This window comes from Cystobacter fuscus (genome assembly GCF_044360685.1).
In the GTDB taxonomy this organism is placed as follows: Bacteria; Myxococcota; Myxococcia; order Myxococcales; family Myxococcaceae; genus Cystobacter; species Cystobacter fuscus_C.
Genome location: NZ_CP043491.1, coordinates 10,041,334 through 10,060,107, shown reverse-complemented (window position 1 = coordinate 10,060,107; position 18,774 = coordinate 10,041,334). Strand labels below are relative to the sequence as shown.

Below are 18,774 nucleotides of genomic sequence, written 5' to 3'. Positions count from 1 at the left end.
CGTTTCGCTTGTTATGAGGGCTTCATGAAAATCGCCAAGGACAGCGTCGTTTCCATCGAGTACCGGCTGCATCTGGGGGATGGAGAAGTGGTGGATGAGAGCGAGCCGGGAGAGCCGCTCGAGTACCTGCACGGGCACGATGAGATCGTCCCGGGCCTGGAGAAGGCGCTGGAGGGCAAGACCAAGGGCGAGTCCCTGAAGGTCGTCGTCTCGCCGGAGGAGGGCTACGGGGAGATCGATCCGGACGGCGTGGAGGAGGTGCCGCGCAGCGAGTTCCCGGCGGAGATGGAGATCAAGCCGGGCGCCATCCTCAGCGCCACCGACCATGAGGGCGACGAGGTGGACTTCCTCGTGAAGGAAGTGAAGGGCGACACGGTCGTCGTCGACTTCAACCACCCCTTCGCTGGCAAGACGCTCCACTTCGAGGTCAAGGTGCACAACGTGCGCGCCGCGACGAAGGAAGAGCTGGAGCACGGTCACGCCCATGGCGAGCACGGGCACGACCACTGATCACACCGGCTCGCGCTTGCCCTCGTCCGGGGGCGGCGCGGGCGTCTTCGGGGCCGGGGGCACGCCCTGGCCCGCGTAGGCCACCACCTTCACCTCCGAGCGGTCATCCAACGCGAGCCCGTCTCCCTTGGCCTCGGTGTTCGTCACCGAGACGACGTCGCCGCGGTGCAGCTTGAAGAAGCGCTCGTTCTTCTCGGTGCGGTGCTTGTCCTGCATCGCCAGGCCCATGCGGCCCTCGGCGCCACAGCCGATGAAGCGCTGGCGCCCCTTGCCCTCGAGCGACTCGGACACGATGCGGAAGAGCCGCTCGGGCCGGGGCTCGGGCCAGCCCTCGCCCGCGGGCGCGAGCACCAGGTAGCTCATCTTCAGCGCTTCCTTGTGCAGCCCCGCCGCCTTGGCGATCTCCTCCACCACCCGGGGCATCGTCCAGGTGCGCTCCGCGTGACACCAGTCGCTCTCCTTCACCAGCGCGGGACAGGCGCCCCGGTACATGCAGGGCGCGCGGATGGCGTAGCCCTTCTCCACCATGACGTCGCGCACCTTGAGCAAGAGCCGTGACGTCTCACGCAGCGCGGGCTCCAGCACCACCAGGCTGCCCCCCGGCTTCACCTGCGCCAGCACCTGCTCCAGCAGCGCCGCGCGCGGCTTCACCGCCTCGTCCCCCGCGCCATACAGCTCGTTGAGCACGTGGCCCATGGTGATGAGATCGTACTTGCCCTCGGGAGGGGGCGCCTTCTTCAGGGGATCCCACTCCCGGGTGGCGAGCGCCTCACCGGCCTCCGTCGCGAGGGCGCGCGCGAGCGCCAGCGCGGGCTTGCTACGGTCGGCGGCGGTCACCTCGGCGGCGCCCGCGTCCAGCGCGGCGAAGGCCACCGGGGCGGGGCCGCTGCCCAGGTCGAGCACCGAGCGAGGCCTCACGGACAGCTCGCCCAGGGCCTCGCGGGCCTGGGCATAGGAGACGGGCCAGTAGAAGAGCAGGTAGGCGCCCAGCAGCTTGGGGTCGTCCATGTAGCGGGCCCCCGCGAGCTTCCGGTCGCGCGTGAGTCCCAGCGAGAGCTGTTTCACTCCCGCGCCCACCTCCTTCACTTCCTGTGGCGTCAGGCGCGTCTCGGGCCCGTCCGCCCTGCCGCGCGCCTGCCTCCAGACGGCGATGAGCCGCGGAATCCAACGCTCCAAGTCCTTGCCGTACGGGCCACTCATCCCCAGCCTGCCTTCGCGATAGAAGGGTCGCCTCTGGCGGGCAACCGCGTTAAACCCCGACTCAATGATTTCCGTCCGCGACCTGCGCAAGCACTATCAGGTCCACAAGCGTCCGCCCGGTCTCAAGGCCGCCCTCCGCTCGGTCTTTCATCGCACCTACACCTCCGTCAAGGCGGTCGATGGCATCTCCTTCGACATCCAGCCCGGCGAGCGCGTGGGCTTCCTTGGTCCCAACGGGGCGGGGAAGACCACCACCCTCAAGGTGCTCTCGGGGCTCTTGCACCCCTCGAGCGGCGAGGTGCGCGTGGACGGTCATGTCCCGCGTCATCGCGAGGAGGCCTTCCTCAAGAAGATCATGCTGGTGACGGGGCAGAAGCAGCAGCTCATCTGGGACCTGCCTCCGTCGGAGACGCTCGAACTCAACCGCGCCATCTATGACGTTCCCACCGCCCAGTACAAGCAGACGCTGGACGAGCTGGTGACGCTGCTGGACCTGGGCGAACTGCTCGGCAAGCCGACGCGGCAGTTGTCGCTCGGCGAGCGGATGAAGTGCGAGCTGGCGGTGGCGCTCATCCACCGGCCCCGGGTGCTCTTCCTGGACGAGCCCACCATCGGGCTGGACGTGTCCATGCAGGCCACCATGCGCGCCTTCATCAAGGACTACAACGAGCGGCACGGCGCCACGCTCATCCTCACCAGCCACTACATGGACGACGTGGCGGCGCTGTGCCCGCGCATCATCGTCATCGACAAGGGCATCGTGTCGTATGACGGGGGACTCGACGCGCTGGTGAAGAAGGTGCGTCCGGAGAAGCGGGTGGTGTTGCGCCTGTCCCAGGCGGTGGACGCGCCGGACCTCGCGGCCCTGGGCAAGGTGGTGTCGCACGACGCGGCGTCGGCGGTGTTGCAGGTGTCGCAGGAGGCCGTCAACGCCACCGTGAGCCGGGTGCTCTCCACCCTGCCGGTGATGGACCTGACGGTGGAGAACGCGCCGCTGGAAGAGGTCATGAGCGAGCTGTTCGCCGAGAGCAAGGCGCGGCGCCAGGAGGCGGGCGTATGAGTGTGCGCGGCACGCTGCGCGCCCTGCCCACGCTGCTCCGGGTGGGCGTGTCCGAGGCGGTGGCCTACCGGGCGGAGATGCTCGTCTGGGTGCTGGGCACCACCATGCCGTTCATCTCCATGGCGCTGTGGACGGCGGTGGCCCGCTACGAGCCGGTGGGGCGCTATGACTCCCACGACTTCGTGCGCTACTTCCTGGCCACCTTCTCGGTGCGGCAGATGACGGGCGCGTACGCGGCCTGGCAGATCAACTACGAGGTGCGCCAGGGCACGCTGGCCATGCGCCTGTTGCGTCCCATCTCGCCCCTGTGGAGCTACGCGGCGGAGAACCTGGGCACCTTCCCCCTGCGCCTGCTCCTGGTGGTGCCGCTGACGCTCTTCTCCGTGTTCACCCTGGGGACCCGCTCGGTGCCTGGCACCGCGTGGGGCTGGGGCTTCTTCCTGCTGGCGCTCGTGGGCGGCTGGCTCATCACCTTCCTGGCCAACGTGCTCATCGGCAGCCTGAGTCTGTACATCGAGAGCAGCAACCGGCTCATGGACCTGTGGTTCGCCTTCTTCCTCATCTGCTCCGGCTACCTGTACCCGGTGGAGCTCTTTCCCCCCGTGCTGCGCGGCCTGTTGGACTGGTTGCCCTTCCGCTACCAGATTGGCCTGCCGGTGGAGTTGATGACGAATGCCCACGGTTTGACCGGAGCGCTGGGGTTGCTGGGCCGCCAGTGGTTGTGGGTGGCGCTGCTGCTCGGCCTGTCCATCCTGAGCTGGAAGCGGGGCCTCAAGCGCTTCGCCGCCTATGGAGGCTAGGGGCATGTTCCGCCGCTACTTGCGTTTGTTGAAGGTCCGCCTCCGGGCGTCCAGCCTGCTCGCCATGCAGTACCAGGCGGACTTCCTGCTCGATGGGCTCATCTCCCTCTTCTGGATGGCCTCCGCGCTGGTGCCCCTGTTCGTCGTCTTCCAGGGCGCGCAGCGCCAGATCGAGGGGTGGAGCTTCGGCGAGTCGCTGCTGGTCATCGGCTGGTTCACCCTGTTGCAGGGGATTCTCGAGGGGGCCATCAACCCGAGCCTCCAGGGCGTGGTGGAGCACATCCGCAAGGGGACGCTGGACTTCGTGCTGCTCAAGCCCGCGGACGCGCAGTTCCTGGTGTCCACCGAGAACTTCCTGCCGTGGCGGGCGATCAACCTCGTCGCGGCGCTGATCCTCTTCGGCTACGGCTTCCACCTGATCGGGCGCGGTCCGTCCCTGTCGGGCCTGGCCATCTCGCTCGTATTGCTGGGCACGAGCGTGCTCCTGCTCTACTCGTTGTGGATCCTCACGGTGTGCGCCGCCTTCTACGTGGTGAAGGTGGACAACCTCACCTACCTGTTCTCGTCCATCTTCGACGCGGCGCGCTGGCCGGCGCCGGTGTTCCGCGGGGTGCTCGCCTTCGTGTTCACCTTCGTCATTCCCCTGGCGGTGATGACCACCTTCCCGGCGGAGGCGATGCTCGGCCGGCTGCCGTGGACGGCGCTGGTGTGGGCGCTGCTCGGCTCGTTCCTCTTCGCGTTCTTCTCGCGCCGGGTGTGGCTGCACTCCATTGGCCGCTACACCTCTGCGAGCAGTTGACCCGGAGCACGAGGGCGGCGGGTTCGCTTCCCGCCGCCTGCACGTCAGCGGCACGTGAGCGGAGGCCGTGTCACGAGTCCTTTCGCCGGGACGCGTGTGCCCCGTCGTCCAGCATCTCGGAGAGGGTCGTGACCTGGAGGGCCCGGTCGAACCAGCTGTCGAGCGTGTCCACGTCCGTGCAGTCGAGGATGCGCTGCCGGGTTCCTTCCTCCACGTGAATCCCCCGGAGGGCGAGAATCCTCAGGATGTCCTCGGCACGTCCTCGGCTCAGCCCCTGCGCCAGACCCTCTTCCCTGCCTCGCACCAACCCCTTCTCCAACCCCTGCGCCAGGCCCTGCTGACGTCCCTGCTCGATGAGTTCCTCGCCATAGCTCCGCATCAATTCCTCCGCGCGTTGCTCATCCAGCACTGAATGTAGCACCTGCCCCGTGGCATCGTGGACGGCCTGGTCCCCGGTCCACAGCAGGTAACGGATGACCACCAGCAGGTGTTCGGCACCCTCCGGAGCCGCCTGGACCTGGGCGAAGAGGCCCACCCACTCCGGCAGCCTTCTCGCCAGTTCCCCCGTCCGCCCGTGGCGCAGCACCAACCACGCCAGCCGGACCAGTGGAGGGCCTGGCCGTGCTCTCAACGCTTCTTCCCGCTCCGCCGTCAGGTCATCGAGCAGGTACTCGAAGCGCGGCACCCACGCTCGCCAGTGTGCCCGCTCCTCCTCGCTCTCTCCCGGCAGCTCGAACAGGTCCTCCACCCGCTGCGGCGCGCTCCAGGCCCCCTCGGGCCCGTGATACATCACCAGCGGGAGGATGACGGGCAACAGGGAGTGCTCCGGGTGCTCCTGGCGCCAGCGCTCCACCTGGCGCACCACGTAGCGCAGCATCCTCAGCGCCATCCATCTGTTCACCGTGGACTGGTGCTCCAGCAGCACGTATAGCAGCAGCGAGCGGCCCGTGCGCAAGCGGGCGGTGAAGAGCAGGTCGCTCTCGGTTTCTCGCAGCTCCGGGTCCACCACGCTGCCGGGCTCCAAGCGCAGGCTCGACCAGTCCACCTCGGAGACGATAGGGGCGGGCAGGACGGCTCGCAGTTCGGCTTCCGCCCGCTCGGGGCGGCCAAAGGTATAGCGGGCGAAGAGGTCATGAGGTCCGGGCATGGCGCACGGTGCCCTCAGCACGGAGCGGGCCAGTCGCACCCGCGGGGAACCAACAGGCCGTGGACGTCCGTGTCCGCCCTCCTTCGTCTCGTTGGCGAGACGTCATTCTCCCGGGAGAGGCCTCCACCTGGCGCTCCCGGGTCGTACGAATCGTCTTTTACGAATCGTCTGACACCTTCTCGGCCTTCTCGGGGACACCTTCTCGGGGGCGCTACCGGAGTCCAGCGAAGGTGGCGCGAACCTCCTCCACGAAGAGCGCCGGTTGCTCCAGCGCCGCGAAATGACCGCCCCGCTCCAACTCGTTGAAATGGACGAGGCGGGCGAAGCGGGATTCCGCCCAGCGCCGGGACACCCGTATCTGCTCGCCGGGGAACATGCTGATGCCGGCCGGCGTCGGCATGGGCATGCTCGGCGGACCACCTTGTTTCATCGCCTGTGCGCTCTCCCAATACAAGCGCGCGGAACTCGGCCCGGCGTTCGGCAACCAATAGAGCATGATGTCGTCAAGCATGTCGTCGAGCGAGAACACGCGCTCCGGCTCGCCGCCACTGTCCGAGACATCCTGGAAGAGCGCATAGATCCACGCGGCCAGTCCGACAGGCGAATCCGCGAGGCTGAATGCGACGGACTGCGGCCGGGTGTTCTGGAGCTTGTAATAGCCAGAGAACTGCTCGTCATAGCGTTGCGCATCCGCCAGCATCTTCCGCTCGTGCGCGTCCGCGTTCGCGCGCTCCTCGTGGGTCGGCTGGAACATCACCATGTTGAGATGGATGCCAATCAGGCCGGCGGGCGCCATGTAGCCGAGCATCGTCGTGACCCCCGCGCCCCAGTCGCCGCCCTGCGCGGCCCAACGCTCATAACCCAGCCTCCGCATCAACGTCAGCCACGCGCCGGCGATGCGCCCCACGTGCCACCCCGGCCCGGTGGGTTTGTCGGAAAAGCCAAACCCCGGCAATGATGGGATGACGAGATGGAAGGCGTCAGACGCCCTGCCGCCATGCGCGACGGGGTTGGTGAGGGGTCCCACCACGTGGCGAAACTCCAGCACCGATCCTGGCCAGCCATGCGTCATGAGGAGCGGCAGTGCGTCCGGCTCGGGCGAGCGGATGTGTAGGAAATGGATGCCCAGTCCGTCGATCTCCGTGCGGTACTGGCCGAGGCTATTGAGCAACGCCTCGCACCGACGCCAGTCATAACCCTCGCACCACCGCTCCACGAGCGCACGAATCCTGGCGAGCGGCGGACCCTGCCGGGTGTCCTCCACCGTCCCGGGGTCAGGCCAGCGGGTGCGCCTCAGTCGCGCGCGCAGTTCGTCCAGCTCGGACTGTGGCACGGACAGGTGAAACGGCTCGAGATGATCAGTCATCAGGAACACTCCAGCTCGGGATGGGAAGCCACTCGTATTGCCCCGCCGACGCGCGTGTGCCACTCCATGGACTCGCGCGGCATCCGGGCCACGGTGACTCCGGCGAAAAACTGAACGGAACCGTTCAGTTGCAACGAGCGGCGAAGTAGCTTGTGCGCTCGGGTCATGCAAGGAAAAAGCACCCTTCCCCAGAAAGCTCCGGTGGCGCGGAAGGGGCGGGGGGGTCGTCCATCGGCGGAGCAGGTCGGCGAGGTCGATCGCCGCATCCTGGAAGCCGCCACGCGTTTGTTCTTGCAACACGGCTTCGATGCGACGAGTTGCGATCAGGTCGCGCTTCAGGCGAGCGCGGGCAAGGCCAGCATCTACGCGCGGTACGCCAACAAAGAGGAGTTGTTCACGGCGGTTGTTCGCCACAACGTGGAGAGCACATTCGCCGCGCCCAAGGACCTCCCAGCCGGCCTGACTCTGCGAGAGCGGCTGCGTGCCGTGGGGCACGGCCTCCTGGTCCATGCGCTTCAGCCCGAAGTGATAGCCCTGATGCGGGTGGTCATGACGACCGCGCATCGCCTGCCGGAGCTCGCTCGACTGACGGACAGGATGGCACGGGACCGCGGGGTACGGTTTGTCGCGGAGGCGATCGCGGGCCCGTCCGCAGGGACGGCCGAGGCCATCGCGCGTGCATCGCCAGTGGCCGCCAGGTTCATCGACCTGGTGCTCGTACCCCATCAAATGCGCGCGCTTCTGGGTGACGACCTGGGCGAACTGGCGAAGAAGGCAGACCCCTCCATCGACGAAGCCATCGACCTCCTCTCTCTCGGAGGGTGGCTCGACGGGTGGAAGTAGCACCGGCCGGGCGACCCAGGGCGACAGGGTCCTCTGGCGAGGATGCGCGTCAGACTCCTCCCTGCCGGGAGAGGAAGCGCCGTGGGCTCGCGCACGTCCTTGAGCGCGGCCCATCACGCGCATGGTCACATGCTCGTGAGTCCGGGCTTCAGGACGGGACGGGGCCGCGGGGCAGCCGCACGGAGAAGGTCGTGCCCGCGGCCGGGCTGGAGCTCGCGGTGATGGAGCCGCCGTGGGCCAGGACGATCTGCTGCGCGATGTAGAGCCCCAGGCCCAATCCCTGGCGCGGGCTGTCCGTGGAGCGGCGGAAGGGATCGAAGACATGGGGCAGCAGCGACTCGGGGATGGGCGTGCCCTGGTTCGTCACCACGAGGACGATCTCCTGGCCCTCTTCGCGGAGGTCCACCTCCACCGGGGTGTTCTCGGCCCCGTGCTTCAATGCGTTGCCCACGAGGTTGGAGATGACCTGGGCGAGCCGATCCAGATCCCACTCTCCGGTGTAGGGGCCCTGGCCATGGGAGAACACGATGCGGCCCGGGTGCGTCACCTCGAACTCCTCGAGCGTGGTGCGAACCCACTCCACCAGCTCTCCGGGCCGGCGCTGCAGGGGAATGCCTCCGCCCATTCGGGCGCGGGTGAAGTCGAGCAGGTCGGTGATCATCCGCGACATGCGCTCCCCGCTCTGGACGATGCGCCGCACCCGGGCGAGCACGGACTCGGAGAGGTGCTCCCGGCGCAGCAGCGTCTCGGCGGCCAGGGTGATGGCGTGGAGCGGGCTGCGCAGATCGTGGCTGACGATGCCCATCAACCGTTCGCGGAACTGCTCGGCGTGCTTGCGCTCGGTGACATCCCGGAGAAACACGGCCAGCCCACCCTCCGCGGTGGGGTAGGCGCTCACGCTCGCCCAGAGCTCCAGCGGGGGGTAGTACTCCTCGAATTGCACGGGTACCCGCTCGTTCATCGCACGGTGGTACTCACGCCAGTACGCGGACTCGGGATTGTTGATGGCGGGGAAGACATCCCAGAGGACACGGCCGAGCTCCTCCTCGCGTCTCTTCTGGCTGATGAGCTCCTGATTCTTGTTCACCTGGATGATACGGAAGTCCCTGTCGAGCAGGAGGAAGGGATCCCCATGCTCCAGCACCTCCGCCGCGCGCTGACTCTGGAGCAGCGCCTGCTCGGCCTGCTCGCGCAGACGGGTCTGCTCATGGAGGAACTGCTCGCGCTCCTCCTCGCGGTGCTTGCGTTCGGTGATGTCCTGGCAGAAGGAGGCGATGCCCTCGTCGATGGGGTAGACGTGGAACTCGAACCAGCGCTGCCAGGGGGCGTAGAAGTTCTCGAAGGAGAGCGGGATGCGCTCGGCGGCCACGCGCCGGTAGTAGCGCTCCACGTTCGTTCCCAGGGTCGCGGGAAAGACTTCCCAGTGGCCGCGGCCCAGCACCTGCTCGCGCGACATTCCCATGAAGCGCTCGGCCTCGCGGTTGACGTAGGTGAAGCGCCACTCCCGATCGAAGGAGAGGAAGGCCTCGGACATGCTCTCCAGAATGGCCTTGAGCCGCTGTCGCTCTCGCTCGGTGGCCTCTCGCTCACGCACCCTCTCGGTGATGTCGAGCACCGTGCCGACGAGGCGCACCGCCCGTCCGTTCTCATCGAAGAGGGCCCGCCCGTTGGCGGACAACCATCGCTCGATGCCGTCCCTCAGGCCCACGGTGCGGAACTCGAGCTGGTGGGAGCCACTGCCGGCCGGACTCAAGGACTGCTGCACCACGTGATGCACGCGCTCACGGTCTTCCGGATGCAGCGCGGAGAGGTGGACGGCGTAGTCCAGGGTGGCATCCGGAGGCAGGCCGAGCAGGTGCAGGCAGCGCTCGTCCGCGTGCACCACGCCGGTGACGGGGTCATAGTCCCACGTCCCCAGTCCAGTGGCCTCGATCGCCAGGCGGAAGTGCGCCTCACGCAGCTGCGGTACCCCGAGACCGGGCGGGATGCGGTCGGGTGAGCGCTCGCCGAAGACGGACTCCGTGTGCTCCATGGCGGCTCGCAGCCAGTCGGCGAGCCGTTGGGTGTCCTCGAGAGGGGGCTGCTGGCTGGGCGGGAGGGACGTCCAGAGGCCCGAGAGGAGCCGCCCGAGGAGGGCGAACTCGGCCTTCACGTCCTCCTGCGTGTAGCCCAACCGAAGACGCCGTCGGAGGTGAGCCTCTTCCAGACACCGCCGGGTGTAGCCTGGGTCCCCGTGTTGATCGCGGGAGGGAGCGCGCAGGGTCGCGAGATACTCGGGGAGGTTGTCGATGACGTCCTCGGGGCGCACCTCTCTGGCGGACGGGAGCCGGCTGGCCTCCTCGCGGTAGCGCAGGAGCAGTGACTCTCGATTCCGCTCGATCAGTTCCGCAAGGGATGGCATGGCCGAGAGAGACCCCCGATCCCCTCAGCGTTCACCAGGCCCTGACCCATGGGGGATGAATTCTTCCAGCGGAGTTGCTCTCCCGACAAATCCTGGAGGGGAGTGCGCGCTCCCCCTCCCGGGTGATGACGCTGGCGTTGGGTCTGGATACAGACGAACGAGCCCCAGGAGCCTTTGTCATGTCGAGAGCGGTAGTGATTGGCGGTGGTATCGCGGGTTTGTCGGCGGCGCACGTCCTGTCCCAGCACTTCGAGCGCGTCCTGCTCGTGGAGAGGGATGGCCAGGACGTGGCACACGAGCGCGAGGGCGTGCCGCAGGTGGATCACCTCCACGTGCTGATGCGGCGCGGTTGGTTGGCGTTCAATGAACTCTTCCCGGGCCTTGGCGAGGAACTCATCCGGGCCGGGGCCGTGGAGGTCGACTGGGGTGCGAACTGCTACTGGGTGGGACGCTTCGGAGCCTTCCCGCGCCCTCCCTCGGACATCACCTCGCGTTTGTGCAGCCGCAGGCTCCTGGAGAAGACGGTTCGCGGCCGTCTGGCGAGCAATCCGAGAATCGAGCTCATCGAGCGTTTCGAGGCCGAGACGTTCCGGTGGGATTCCTCGCGAAGCCACATCCTGGCGGTGAAAGCGAGAGATGGGCGGGACTTGGAGGCCTCGCTCTTCGTGGATGCCTCGGGGCGCAATGGTCCCTTCCGCGCGAAGGCGGTGCTCGAGAAGGTGGATGCGCGGGCGAGCTATGCCACGTGCGTGGTGCGCATCCCCCACGCGGAGCGTCTGCCATTCCGGCAGGCCTACGTGCAGGTGTGTGCGCCCCATCACCTGCGCGGAGGTGGCATCAATCCCATCGAGGGTGGGCTCCATCTGGCGATGATGGTCGGCGCCGGCCACGAGATGCCTCCGGGAGACAAGGAGGGCTTCCTGGCGTACGCGCGCTCCCTGAGAGATCCCTGTGTGGCCCAGGTGCTGGCCGAGGCCGAGTTCGTGGGTCCCATCCGCTGCTTCCGCAGGATGGCGGGCACGCGGGTGTTGCGGCCCGCGTTCCAGGCCGACAACCTCGTGACGATGGGCGATGCGCTGTGTGCCTTGAATCCCGTCTACGGGCAGGGGATGACGGTGAGCTTGCTGTCGGCGCTCGAGCTCGGGCGGCAGCTGGCCCAGGAGGGCAGGACCTCGCAGAAGCGGTTCAACGAGCTCGTCATGGGCCCCTGGCTCACGGCGGCCGGCGAGGACCTGCGCGTGCCCGGGTGCACCCTGGAGAACGTGAGCGCGATGGAACGTCTGACCATGACGCTCAACAGCCTCCTGGGCGACAGGGTGATGCTCCGGGCCACCTTCGATCCGGACGCCCATCAGCGCGCGATGCGCGTCCTCCACATGGTGGACCCGCCCTCCGCGCTCCTTCCGCTCGCACTGCCCCGCGTGTCGAACCGCTGACTCTTCCCGCCATCAGGCCTCTCCGGTCAGCCCTTCAGGGACTGCCGGGCTGCTTTCGCCAGGCGCACCATGGCGGCACGGGCTTCATCCGGTGTCGCGATCGGTTGGTCGAAGGTAAAGCGCAGGGGCTGCTCATCCGCTAGCACATCGAAGCCGTCGGCATCGATGCCTTGCATGACGGCCTTTTCCGCCGAGACCCCCTTGAAGGCCTGGCAGTAGGCCTTGAGGTTGTGGGCGTGGTCGTCATTCATGTGCCCGACAATGTCGGCTTCGCTCTGTGCGAAGGGATTGGCGACGAGCAGTTCATCGCGCTCCAGCCAGTAGATCCGCCCGAACCCGCCAATGAAGCGGGCGCGTACGAGAACGAGCCGGTACAGCTCGAAGTCGTGGGTGTCGAGGTAGCCCGCTGACTGGGGGAAGTAAGCACGGTACCGGGCGTGAGCCGCGGTTTCGTCGGCCGGGACGGGCATGGCATCCGCGACCCAGGTCAAGCGCCCGGCGGCTTGTGGGTCTGGATTCGTCGCATCGTGAATCGTCAGGGAGACCTTCGCGTCCGCCTGAATGTTCTTCGTGTGCTGGGCCAGGGTGCTGATGAGAATCAGCGGCGCGCCGGCATGGTCGAGGGTGTAGGGGGTAATCGACCCGAAGGGATAGCCAGGCAGCTCGAGGCTCATGGTCGCGAGCACGCCATGGCGCTGGTGCAAAAGAAGCGTGCGGGCATGACGAGCGCGATTTTCGAGATCGGACATGGCCTCGAGGATACCGGAACTCAACGTCGAACCGCCGCGAAGAAGGCCATCCGCTTCCCGGGAGTATAGGAAAGATGGCAGTGGGTACCCGTTCACCACCTCCGAGGTGGCTCCGTGCCGGGGAAGGACGGGCGGGGGCGGTCCGATGAATCCCACCCCCGCCCGGTCGCGGATTACTGCAACAGCTTCTGCTTGATGAAGGTGCCGGAGGGCGTGAGGGCCGAGGTAGGCCAGTTTCCGGTGGTGCTCGCGCCGGGGACGAGCGCGGAGGCGGTCTCGGCCTTGTCGTTGAGCGCCCAGTTGGCCCAGCTCAGCTTGCGGCTGTTCATGAAGTCCATCCACAGCTGGGTCTCGGCGAGGTTGAGGTTGCCATTGCCGGACGCGTCGCAGGTGCCGAACTCCGTCACGAACAGGGCGATGCCCTTGTTCAGCGCCGTGGTCGCCTTGTCACGCAGGTACTGCTTGTGCGTGCCCGCGTAGAAGTGCAGCGCATAGGCCACGTTGGGGTACTGGGTGATGGGGTTGCTGGCGGCCACGTCCACGTCCTGTGACCAGGTCGGCGTGCCCACCACCACGAGGTTGGGGGCGCCAGCGCCGCGAATGGCGCCAATGATGTCCACGGCGTAGGCGCGCACCTCGCTCCAGGACTCGCCGTCCGGCTCGTTGAAGATCTCGAAGATGACGTTGGGGGTGTTCTTGTAGAGCTGCGCCATCTCGGTGAAGAACGCCTTGGACTGCGCGGTGTGCTGCGTGGCGCTGTGATCATGCCAGTCGATGATCACGTAGATGCCCTTGGCGACGGCCGCGTCGACGACGGCCTTCACCCGGGCCTTCTCCGCCGCGGGGTTGGTGAGGTAGCCGCCGCTCTCCACCCCCATGGCGGCGCGCACCACGGTGGCCTTCCAGTTGTCCACGAGCGAGTTGACGACGGAGGCGTTGTAGAACGTGCCGCCCCACTGGCTCCAGAAGAGGCTCATCCCCTTGAGCTGCACGGCCACGCCATTCTGGTTCTGGATTTGATTGCCCACCACCTTGAGCTTGCCGTTCACGGCCACGGGCGAGGCCAGCGGCGCCTCCGAAACCTCCACCGTCGGCGTGGCGGATTCGCTCTCCTCGGGAGGGAACGACTCCTCCATGCCACCGCATCCGCCGAGGAGCGTGAGGTAGAGGACCGCCATACACAGGCTCCGCCATCCGCTCAGCCCCTCACCGCCCGAAACCAGATTTCTCTTCATGCACGCCTCTCGTGATGTGTGCGACATTGCAATGGACGTCTTCCCGACAGACACCCGCGGCTTGTCTCATCTTCCCGCGCACGGCGGATGGCCTGGTGCCTGGTTGTCGGGGCGCTGCTTCCTGGAATCAAAGGCTTCAGCGTCTCTTCTCAGAGGCGTTTCAGGAGGGGCGAGTATGCCGCTGAGGCCATGGCTCGCGGGTGGTGGAAGGCGCGAGGGGCCTGGCTCCTGCTCGCCGGGACCCCCGGGGCCGACGTCGTCCGACTCGAGCTTCATGCGCCCCGCGGGTGTGCGGCATGACGGCATGACCCAATGCCGTGCGCATATGCCGCCCTTTGTCGCGGTCTGGTTTTTGAATGCGCATGGCCGTCATTGATGTGTGAATGAGATGATTCATACATCAATCAGAAGGACGGCGCCCGGGCGCCGACCCTCCAGCAGGCAGCGGTGAAGCGGACTTCCGCTCCGTGCACATAGGGCTCGAAGGCGGCGCGGACTGTTTCGATGACCTGGGTGCGAGTCCGGTCATCCGCCTCGTGAAGAATCAGGCCGAGGGGACCGAGCCGGGTCAGGTAACGGACCAACTCCTTCTCGGGCAGGGTACAGGCAACATCGATCGGCTGGATGTCGACCTCGGCCCAGCCGCTTTCCTCCAGAATGCGGTGGACCCGGCCCTGGTCCGCGAAGGCGAACTGTCCCGGCGCGTCCGGCCGGCGGGTGGGGAGGTTCGGCAGGAGCGGTGCCGCGGCGCGCTCGGCCGTCGTCATGAACGGATTCTCCGAAGGACTCCGCCAGGCGACGAACCGCAATTCGGCGTCATCCTTCGCGGCACGCCTCAGGTTCGCGAAGGCCCGGACGGAGTCGTCGAAGAACATGACGCCGAAGCGCGAGATGAGCATGTCGAAGCTCGCGGGCGCGAAGGCGTGGTTTTGCGCGTTGGCGCGGATGAAGCTCGCGGGCGTGCTTTCCCGTTCGGCGCGGGCCTGGGCGGCGGTGATCATCGGCTCCGAAATGTCGATGCCGGTGCAGCGCCCCTTCGCGCCGAGCCGCCGCGCGATGGCGAGCGTTGTGCTGCCCGTACCGCAGCCGACGTCGAGCACCTGGCGCCCGGAGCCGGCGAGGACCGCTTCGACGAGCAGCTCTTCAATGGGTTTGAACATCTGGTCGAGCAACTCCTGCTCCTCGACCCAGGCGCGTCCGGCGGGGCCATTCCAAAGCTTCGTCTGCTCGTCATCGGTCTGGCGCGAGGCATTCATGAGCGTCTCCTTTGGCGTGTCTTCGAGAATCGAAAGCCGTACTGTGCCAGTTCAAGTCGACTTGAGGTCAAGCGCGTGAGAGATCTGGACATCACCGAGGTGGCGCGGCGGTCCGGCGTTCCTGCCTCGACGCTGCGGTTCTATGAGGAAAAAGGGCTGATCGCCTCGATCGGCAGGCGGGGCCTGCGCCGTCTGTTCGAGCCCGGCGTGCTGGAACGGCTGGCGCTGATCGCGCTGGGGCGTGCCGCCGGCTTCTCGCTCGATGAGATCGCGCTGATGTTCGCGCCGGACGGGCAGCCGCGCATCGACCGGCAGCTGCTCGCGGCCAAGGCGGAGCAGCTCGACAGGACGATTCGCGAACTCAGCGCCATGCGCGACGGCCTCCGGCACGCCGCTGCCTGCCGCGCGCCGAGCCACATGGAATGCCCCACCTTTCGCCGCCTCCTGCGCGCCGCCGCGTCTGGAGCGGTGGGCGCGCGAAGGAAGAAGGGCTAGAAGGCCAGGGGCAGGCTCACCAGCCCACGCGCCTGGGCACTCGGGCGCCACGCGAGCTTCTCGGGCGCCGTGGCCAGACGCGGCTCCGGGAGCCGCTCCAGCAGCAACTCGAAGGCGACGATGGTCTCCAGCCGGGCCAGGGGCGCTCCCAGACAGAAGTGGATGCCATGGCCGAAGCCCACGTGCTTGTTGGGCGTGCGCCCCACGTCGAACCGGTCCGGCTCGGGGAACTGCTCGGCATCCCGGTCCGCGGCCAGGTAGTTCACCCGGACGGCCTCATGGGCCCGGATGCGCTGGCCGTGCCACTCCATGTCCTCCTTCGGGAAGCGCAGGATGCTCAGCTCGAACGGGCCGCAGTAGCGCAGCATCTCCTCCACCGCCGAGGGGATGAGGGAGCGATCCTCCCGCAGCCGCTGGAACTGGTCCGGATGCTGCAACAGCGCCAGCAGGCCGTTGCCCAACAGGTTCGCGGTCGTTTCATAACCGCCGACGAGCAGAACGAAGACCATGCTCGTCAGCTCCTCGGCGCTCAGCCGCTCCCCCTGCTCCTGCACGGCGACCAACGCGCTGATCAGATCGTCCCGGGGCTGCTGACGGCGCTGCTCGAAGATGTCCTCCAGGTACTTGATGAAGAGCTGGTGGACCTCGCGGGTCTTCTCCTGGGCATCCTTCGACGGAGGGGCGAAGAACGTCTGCGCCCACGCGCGGAACTGGTCGCCGTCCTCCGGGGGAATCCCCAACAGCTCGGTGATGACGAGGACGGGCAGCGGAAAGGCGAGCTCCTTGAGGAAGTCCGCCCCGGAGCCCTGGGCCTTCAGCTTCTCCACCAGCTCCGAGCAGATCGCCGTGATGCGCGGGCGCAACTCCTCGATGCGGCGCGGGGTAAAGACCTTGGACACCAGTGAGCGCCTGCGCGTGTGGTCCGGCGGATCCGCGTTCACCAGGTGCTGGCTGAGCGCCCGCAGCTTGTGGCTGAAGTACCGCTGCCGGACCTCGTCGGGCAACTGGGTGGGATCCTGCGTGAAGCGCGGATCCCTCACGATCGAGAGCACATCCGCGTAGCGCGTCAGCAGCCAGAAGTGCATCCCCGTCTGCGGCTCCGTGATCCGGGCGACGGGGAACTCCTCCCGCATGCGCTTGTAGAGGGGGAACGGGTTGGCGCGCACGTGGGGAGACCACAGTGTCTCTCCCTCCGCGAACAGGGGACTGGCCGTCATGGAGCGCTCCTTCTCCTGGAAGGCTCCATCCTAGAACTTCGGTGCCTGGGGGTACAGGCATCCCTATTTGACGCAGGTATCTCCTTCGGGGAGTGCCTTTCAAGGCCGCCGAGAACTGGCGCAATGATTTCTTCTGAACGGCCGTGTCCGGCTTCGAAGCGATATAAGCATCCAGATCATCACGGACTCCATTGCCATCGTTGTCCGTGCCCAGGAGGGTGTCCGCTGTCTGGGGTTCCTGCTTACACCCTGAAAGCGCATGGGTGTACCTGGAGGGGAAGGCTCAGGGTGAGCCAACGGTGATGCCGTCCACCCAGGCCTTGGCCCGGCTGACCGTGGAGGAGGGGTCCGTGGCCGAGACGATGAACTTCAGGGTGACGGTGCGGTTGGCATAGGCGGACAGGTCGATGTTGGCGCGCTGCGTCCAGGTGGACTCGGTGACGGTGCCGAGGCCCTTGGTGACGGAGTCCACCACCACGTCACTGCCGGCGTTGACGACGACCTTGAAGGACACCGATGCCATGGTGTTGGCTCCAGAGAGATCCAGCTTGCGCCAGTAGGTGAGCGTGGGATTGCTGGACAGGGCCATGGTGACGCTGGCGGTGCGGGTGACGGTGTTGAAGGAGGGCGTGGCGGAGCCGAGGATGGACTTGCTGCCGCTCACCCCCGTCTGATCGCTGGTGTCCAGGGCCCACTCGGTCAGGGTCCAGCCCGTCTTGTCGGGGCCGTTGGTGGAGAAGGTCTCGGTGAAGCGCGCCGGGTTCTGGTCCACGGTGACGGTGACGGTGATGGGGGCGGAGGTGGTGGTGTTGCCCGAGGCGTAGGTGGCCCGGGCCGCCAGGGTGTGGGGGCCGGGGGTGGCCGTGGTGGTGTTCCACGCGAAGGTGAAGGGAGGGGTGGAGTCGGTGCCCACCACGGCGCCGTCGATGAGGAACGCCACCTCGGTGATGCCCACGTCGTCCGAGGCCTGGGCGCTCAGCGTCACCGTGCCGCTCACGGTGGCGCCATTGGCGGGCGAGGAGAGGCTGAGCGTGGGGTCGGTCGTGCCGGAGTTGTCGAGCCCGAAGAACTTCGCCACCTCCAGCGTGGAGCAGATGTTGGTGTCCAGGATGTAGGCGCCCGCGGTGCCGCATGCGACGGAGGTGCCGGGGAACCGGGTGGCCGGATCGATGGCGGTGCCGTGCCCCATGCCGGTCAGGTCATACGTCTCCACGAGGGCCTTGCCCGCGCTGTTCTTGTAGACCTTGTGGGGGTAGGTGGCGACCGTGTCCGAGACGTCCGCCGTCATGTCGATGCCGTGCACCGCCGTCCACTGCTCCAGGGCCTCCACCTGGTTGGTGTTCTTCACGGTGTAGTCGGAGGTGCCGTGCCAGAGGGAGATCTTCGGGTAGGCGCCGGTGTAGCCGGAGTAGGCGCCGCGCACCAGGCTCGCCCACTGGTCCGGTGTCTTGCTCACGCCCGGGCTCATGCAGGAGAAGGCGTCGGTCATCGTGGTGGCGCACTTGTAGGGAATGCCCGCCATGATGGCGGCCCCCGAGAAGACGTCCGGGTAGGTGGCGGCCATGACGTGCGCCATCGCCGCGCCCGCCGACAGGCCGGTGACGAAGACGCGGCTCGGATCAATGGACACATCCGCCTTCATCTTGTCCACCATCTGCTTGATGGAGAGCGCCTCGCCCGAGCCCCGCGCGATGTCTCCCGGCTCGAACCAGTTGAAGCAGACGTTCTGGTTGTTGGCGCTCAGTTGCTCGGGATAGACCACGTAGAACTTGAGCTGATCGGCCAGGGCGTTCCAGCCGGCGTTGGTGTAGGCCGCGGCCGTCTGGGTACAGCCGTGCATGGCCACCACCAGGGGCGCGTTGGCGGGCATGCCAGCGGGTACGTGCTTCCACATCCGCAGGTTGCCGGGGTTGCTTCCGAAGCTCGTCACCTGCGTCAGCGCGCTGTCCACCTGCCCCAGGGGCGTCTCCTCCGCGGGCGGGGGCTCGCCTCCGCAGCCAAGCAACGACAGGGTGAGACATGCATGGGTGACGCCTGCGAACAGCCGCTTCGACATGGGGAGATCCTGGGGTAGGGGAGACAATGTTTTATCATGATGGGCCCCTTCCCGGTCTGGCCTGTTTTCACGAGTCAACGGTTCTTCGTCCGGGGGGCGCGGCGCGCGAGCCATGACGCGTGACGTCAGGACTGGAGGGGAGGCGGGGACATGAGCCTTCCATCAAGTAGACATGAACCTCTCCTCATGTCGGGCCAGGAGGGG

16 protein-coding genes are annotated in these 18,774 nt (G+C 67.2%); 7 read left to right on the top strand and 9 right to left on the bottom strand.

From position 1 onward, the window contains the following. The first annotated feature begins 24 nt into the window (after window positions 1-24). Window positions 25-510, top strand: a complete 486-nt coding sequence (locus tag F0U63_RS41250) for a peptidylprolyl isomerase (RefSeq protein WP_395839256.1) — start codon at window positions 25-27, stop codon at window positions 508-510. On the opposite strand, the gene F0U63_RS41245 is transcribed toward F0U63_RS41250, so the two are convergent. Further along, window positions 511-1,710, bottom strand: a complete 1,200-nt coding sequence (locus F0U63_RS41245) for a small ribosomal subunit Rsm22 family protein (RefSeq protein WP_395839254.1) — start codon at window positions 1,708-1,710, stop codon at window positions 511-513. Between the two features lie 64 nt (window positions 1,711-1,774). Here F0U63_RS41245 and F0U63_RS41240 point away from each other — a divergent pair, with 64 nt between their 5' ends. Genes F0U63_RS41240 through F0U63_RS41230 form a run of 3 tightly spaced genes read left to right on the top strand, consistent with a single transcriptional unit; the run spans window position 1,775 to window position 4,369 of the window. Beyond that, window positions 1,775-2,770 carry an ATP-binding cassette domain-containing protein gene (locus F0U63_RS41240; RefSeq protein ID WP_395839252.1) on the top strand — a complete coding sequence of 332 codons (996 nt, stop codon included), beginning with the start codon at window positions 1,775-1,777 and terminating at the stop codon, window positions 2,768-2,770. Then, on the top strand, window positions 2,767-3,570 hold the full coding sequence (locus tag F0U63_RS41235) for an ABC transporter permease (protein ID WP_395839250.1): 804 nt from the start codon (window positions 2,767-2,769) through the stop codon (window positions 3,568-3,570). The genes F0U63_RS41240 and F0U63_RS41235 overlap by 4 nt, the downstream gene beginning before the upstream one ends. A gap of 4 nt (window positions 3,571-3,574) precedes the next feature. Beyond that, window positions 3,575-4,369 (top strand): ABC transporter permease, encoded by a 795-nt coding sequence (locus F0U63_RS41230; protein ID WP_395839247.1) that lies wholly within the window; start codon window positions 3,575-3,577, stop codon window positions 4,367-4,369. A gap of 70 nt (window positions 4,370-4,439) precedes the next feature. Here F0U63_RS41230 and F0U63_RS41225 read toward each other — a convergent pair whose 3' ends face one another. Both F0U63_RS41225 and F0U63_RS41220 read right to left on the bottom strand, forming a co-directional pair. Continuing rightward, window positions 4,440-5,516, bottom strand: coding sequence for an Rpn family recombination-promoting nuclease/putative transposase (locus F0U63_RS41225; RefSeq protein WP_395839245.1), 1,077 nt, complete (start codon window positions 5,514-5,516; stop codon window positions 4,440-4,442). A 211-nt stretch (window positions 5,517-5,727) separates the two neighbouring features. Next, on the bottom strand, window positions 5,728-6,882 hold the full coding sequence (locus F0U63_RS41220) for an epoxide hydrolase family protein (protein ID WP_395848505.1): 1,155 nt from the start codon (window positions 6,880-6,882) through the stop codon (window positions 5,728-5,730). Window positions 6,883-7,047: 165 nt separating this feature from the next. On the opposite strand from F0U63_RS41220, the gene F0U63_RS41215 reads away from it, so the two are divergent. Next, window positions 7,048-7,725 (top strand): TetR/AcrR family transcriptional regulator, encoded by a 678-nt coding sequence (locus F0U63_RS41215; RefSeq protein WP_395839243.1) that lies wholly within the window; start codon window positions 7,048-7,050, stop codon window positions 7,723-7,725. A gap of 148 nt (window positions 7,726-7,873) precedes the next feature. Here the strand turns inward: F0U63_RS41215 and F0U63_RS41210 are convergent, their stop codons facing one another. Continuing rightward, complete coding sequence (locus tag F0U63_RS41210; protein ID WP_395839241.1) at window positions 7,874-10,126, bottom strand: PAS domain-containing protein; 2,253 nt, start codon at window positions 10,124-10,126, stop codon at window positions 7,874-7,876. Between the two features lie 179 nt (window positions 10,127-10,305). Here F0U63_RS41210 and F0U63_RS41205 point away from each other — a divergent pair, with 179 nt between their 5' ends. After that, a complete protein-coding gene (locus F0U63_RS41205) occupies window positions 10,306-11,562 on the top strand; it encodes an FAD-dependent oxidoreductase (protein WP_395839238.1) in 1,257 nt (418 codons plus the stop codon). 26 nt (window positions 11,563-11,588) lie between these two features. On the opposite strand, the gene F0U63_RS41200 is transcribed toward F0U63_RS41205, so the two are convergent. The 3 genes from F0U63_RS41200 to F0U63_RS41190 all read right to left on the bottom strand — a co-directional run bounded on the left by F0U63_RS41200 (window position 11,589) and on the right by F0U63_RS41190 (window position 14,802). After that, window positions 11,589-12,311, bottom strand: a complete 723-nt coding sequence (locus F0U63_RS41200) for a HugZ family protein (protein WP_395839236.1) — start codon at window positions 12,309-12,311, stop codon at window positions 11,589-11,591. A gap of 173 nt (window positions 12,312-12,484) precedes the next feature. Beyond that, complete coding sequence (locus F0U63_RS41195) at window positions 12,485-13,546, bottom strand: glycoside hydrolase family 5 protein (RefSeq protein WP_395839233.1); 1,062 nt, start codon at window positions 13,544-13,546, stop codon at window positions 12,485-12,487. 404 nt (window positions 13,547-13,950) lie between these two features. Next, window positions 13,951-14,802 carry a class I SAM-dependent methyltransferase gene (locus tag F0U63_RS41190; RefSeq protein WP_395839229.1) on the bottom strand — a complete coding sequence of 284 codons (852 nt, stop codon included), beginning with the start codon at window positions 14,800-14,802 and terminating at the stop codon, window positions 13,951-13,953. 75 nt (window positions 14,803-14,877) lie between these two features. On the opposite strand from F0U63_RS41190, the gene F0U63_RS41185 reads away from it, so the two are divergent. Beyond that, complete coding sequence (locus tag F0U63_RS41185) at window positions 14,878-15,297, top strand: helix-turn-helix domain-containing protein (RefSeq protein ID WP_395839225.1); 420 nt, start codon at window positions 14,878-14,880, stop codon at window positions 15,295-15,297. Here the strand turns inward: F0U63_RS41185 and F0U63_RS41180 are convergent. Next, a complete protein-coding gene (locus tag F0U63_RS41180; protein WP_395839223.1) occupies window positions 15,294-16,514 on the bottom strand; it encodes a cytochrome P450 in 1,221 nt (406 codons plus the stop codon). The genes F0U63_RS41185 and F0U63_RS41180 overlap by 4 nt on opposite strands. A gap of 283 nt (window positions 16,515-16,797) precedes the next feature. Further along, on the bottom strand, window positions 16,798-18,570 hold the full coding sequence (locus tag F0U63_RS41175) for a PHB depolymerase family esterase (protein ID WP_395839221.1): 1,773 nt from the start codon (window positions 18,568-18,570) through the stop codon (window positions 16,798-16,800). Window positions 18,571-18,774 lie beyond the last annotated feature (204 nt).